Origin of the sequence: Peribacillus muralis (assembly GCF_001439925.1) — a bacterium.
Lineage (GTDB): Bacteria > Bacillota > Bacilli > Bacillales > DSM-1321 > Peribacillus > Peribacillus muralis.
In genome coordinates this window covers 1-3,534 of the sequence record NZ_LMBV01000058.1, presented here as the reverse complement: position 1 = coordinate 3,534, position 3,534 = coordinate 1, and the positions used below count along the sequence as shown (strand labels likewise).

Here is a 3,534-nt window from a genome sequence, read left to right as displayed (position 1 = left end):
CCGAACGGTACGTACGGTGGTGTGAGAGGTCGGAGGCTAGGCGCCTCCTCCTACTCGATTTATGGAACTCCCATGAAAATTAAAAAAGCTCAAAATCCAGAAAAAACCACAACAAAATAGACCCAGTAAAAACGCTTTTTAAAAAAAGGCTGAGCCTTATGAGTAATCTGATTGAGTTTGATAGATCGTTAAACAAAAACCTCCAATCACAGCATATTAAGTAGAGGCTAGCGCGACGACCAAAAAAGGATTAATCTCCCATGAGTGCTACCCATAAAGGGCGCGACAGTCGGTGGTACACCGTGGTCGTCGGAGTCAGACTAACGGATGGGCTCAAAGGCACCATAGTTCAACGACCTTCTTCGCCAGCCATTAAAACATTATCGACATAGAGGCTGATTTTCATTCTCTGTGGTGAAGCGCCGATTTTGCGCTTCATGGATGGCTAACGGGGCAGGTTAGTTCCATAAGAAATTTTGCGTTTTATGGTAAAATAAAGTTAATAATTGTTATTTGTTTGGGGGCTTTTTGGTGGAGGTTATCATACCTATTGTTTTTTATATTGTTGGGTTATTTATTCTATATATAGTTATCGAAACAGCAGTAAGGAAAGGAATAAACAGCTCAATAATTGGTCAATTTCTTGAAAATAAGTATGGAGTTAAAGAAGATAAAAAGTCTTTTCTTGATGATGATTTAGATAATGATAAATAAATTAGATATTTAAGCTAACGAGTGCGTTAAGCTTAAGATCGGAGCTGTCATTAAGGCAGCTCTTTTCTTATGGAACTAACGGGGCAGGATAGTTCAACAAGGAGCGCCAAAACGGAGGCGTTGAACAAAAATACTATGCGAGTTACATAGGAGATCGATTTTATCGATAATGAAAAAGGATCTTCCATTGGAAGATCCTTTAATATCCTCAACTAAAGTTTTCTTAGTTAAAAGTGTGTAATTAATAAATATCAACAGTAGCCCCAATAAGAGAGGCTCTAATAATATCAATATTATTAAACCTTTCTAACTCTTTTGGTGTCCCCGTAACTACGGCTCCACTAATACGAATATCGCTAACTTTTGGTGAAGACTCTTCATTAATACTGTTAGCTAATTTCTTTACCTTGCTTTGATAGTTTCCATCCTCCAAACTAAGCGTTTTAATGATATTTAGAAAGTATTGTCCTCCTATTTCAAAATCCGAATCCAGTACTTCAAAACCATATGCATATCCTCCACCTTGTGTAATAGCATTTCTTTCGTTTTCTTTCATAAGTGCTTCCTTTTTATATTCCTTTACTTGAGCATCAGTAGATGTGTCTACCCACAACCAATTAACATTATCTGTTCCAAGGATCTTTGATGCTTCATGAAGGGTTAGAGGCTTTTTAAATGATAGAGCTACTTCTACTATCTTATTATTACCTAATTCTGTCGCAGCAGTTATCTCATTTGGAAGATAGGTATATGTAAGTTGCGGGAAGTAAAATTCAATTTCTCTCTCTCCATTAAGCTGATTAAAATTCACATACCTTTTTTCTCTTTCACTAAATATTTTTGCTTCACTACCATTTTCATTAAACCTTTTTTTTCCAAATAACGGTGTTGTTACACTTTTAGTATTCCATAATATGCTTCTGTCTCCAATTTTCTTTTCATATGTTATTTCCTGAGTATAACTAAAAAGATTTGAATCGGAAGGACTTGCACTTCCTTGATGAGTATTTGCTCCATGAATCAAACTATAATTTCCTGATTTATCATCAGCTCTACGTTTTTCAAGTATCTGCTGGCTCCCTATATAAATTACTGCTAACAAAAATATTGTTGTTATTGTTGTTATTATGAAATATTTAACAGTTTGCTTTCTTTTTGCCTTATTCATTACATTTTGAAAAGAAGATTTACTAGTAAAATCAATCTCATCAGTAGTGTTTTTTTCACTCATTGTTATTCCTCCTATAATATTTGACAAATTGTTTCCTCGCTCTAAATAGGTTGGTCTTTACCATCCCAATACTCATTTCAAGTAACTTGGATATCTCTTCATATTTTAGATCCCACTGATACTTTAATAGAATTATCTCTCTGTATTGTGGCTTTAATTTTAATAACACTTTTTGAACTTCTGAACGCTGTTCTTTCTGTAATATTATTTCTTCTGGTAAATCTTTAGATAGCAAAGCTATTTGTTCTTGGTTTAAATCAAGTTCCTCTCGTTTAAGCTTTCTGTATTGGTCATGGTGAAAATTTAAAGCTACACGTATTAACCAACTCCGGGTCTTAGATATATCTATTGAATCGTAGTAAAGAAGAAATCGATAGGCTGATTCTTGAACAATATCTTCAGCATCTTCATGTGAGACTCCTAATTTACGTAGATAACGATAAACAATATTAAGTTCGGCATTTAATTCTTGAATTTTTTTTGAATTGTTCATCGCTGTCCTCCCGTAAGTAAGACGTATTAGTTAGAAAAAAGTTAACACTTATTTAAATTTTTTTCACTTCTTATCAACTATTTGTTTTNCTCAGTTTAATAGATAATGCTCACGAATACTCGCTTATTCGCAGGATTTCAAACCACATGGTATAGGTTGCTTTACATAAACGAAAGAGATAGGACCGTTTTGATAAGATGAGGGCAGATTGAAATAGGGGATCTGTTGAAAATCCCATATTATTACATATGCTGCACGCATTCTTCACGCTGCCCTNCCATGTCTCAACGGGTCATAATCCTATGCCCTTTCATTCCTTCGTCATGCCTATCCAAGGGGTGGAGGCTGGTTTTGCTAACGGAACGGGTCATTGCCCTTTTGTTCATTACATCCAGTACTTCGTGCTTTCTTTGAGGTCCTACGAATAAGCCAACTTTCGTTAAAATAACAATGTGAATGTAAATTTACGCTGCTAGTTGTTCAAGAGGGAAGACCATTTCCGGTTTATAGGCAGAGCCATTACGAGCAATCCCTACTAGGACACGTGCGAGTTTTCCACAAAGTTTCATGATGGATTTCATTTTCTTAATCTTCTTCACTTTAACATTATTCGAGTGCAGGGCTTTAAACTCAGGGTTATTCATCACCAGACTCATGGTCGCAAGGTNGAGGTAACGCCGCAGGCGTGATCTTCCACGTTTGGAAAGAACAATTTGGCCTTTCCACTTCCCAGAGCTGGCTTCCAGCGAGATGTAATCCTGCATGACGAAGGAGCGCATTCCCGTGAGCGAACCCACTCAGATCTCCAGCTTCTCCTAAGATTCCCGCCAATGAAATCTCGCTGATTCCTTTAATGGCAAGTATTTGGTTAACGAATGGAATCTGTTCCAAGACGTTTGTGACTTCTTGCGTCACTCTTTCGAGTTGGGATGAAGCGAGATCATATTCCTCTAATAACTGTTCCAAGTGAAGTTTATACTCATCAAGGGCTTGTTTCGTACCAATTGAACGCTTGGCCAATGCAAGTAGGGAACGGGCTTTTTTATGCCCGGAATGTCGCTTCATACATGATTTCCACCCGGTTACGATATCTTGA

General features: G+C 36.8%; 3 protein-coding genes and 2 pseudogenes. 1 reads left to right on the top strand and 4 read right to left on the bottom strand.

The annotated features are described in order from the left end of the window. Nucleotides 1–531: 531 nt before the first annotated feature. On the top strand, nt 532–714 hold the full coding sequence (locus ASU00_RS25710) for a hypothetical protein (RefSeq protein ID WP_057915949.1): 183 nt from the start codon (nt 532–534) through the stop codon (nt 712–714). A 241-nt stretch (nt 715–955) separates the two neighbouring features. Here ASU00_RS25710 and ASU00_RS24015 read toward each other — a convergent pair whose 3' ends face one another. The 4 genes and pseudogenes from ASU00_RS24015 to ASU00_RS24005 all read right to left on the bottom strand — a co-directional run. After that, nucleotides 956–1,945, bottom strand: coding sequence for an anti sigma factor C-terminal domain-containing protein (locus ASU00_RS24015; protein ID WP_057915948.1), 990 nt, complete (start codon nt 1,943–1,945; stop codon nt 956–958). Continuing rightward, complete coding sequence (locus ASU00_RS24010; RefSeq protein WP_057915947.1) at nt 1,938–2,438, bottom strand: RNA polymerase sigma factor; 501 nt, start codon at nt 2,436–2,438, stop codon at nt 1,938–1,940. Before ASU00_RS24010 ends, ASU00_RS24015 begins: the two co-directional genes overlap by 8 nt. A 464-nt stretch (nt 2,439–2,902) precedes the next feature. Further along, nucleotides 2,903–3,105, bottom strand: a pseudogene (locus ASU00_RS26565) (IS110 family transposase); the annotation flags it as partial. Nucleotide 3,106: 1 nt separating this feature from the next. Next, a pseudogene (locus ASU00_RS24005) lies at nt 3,107–3,534 on the bottom strand (transposase); the annotation flags it as partial.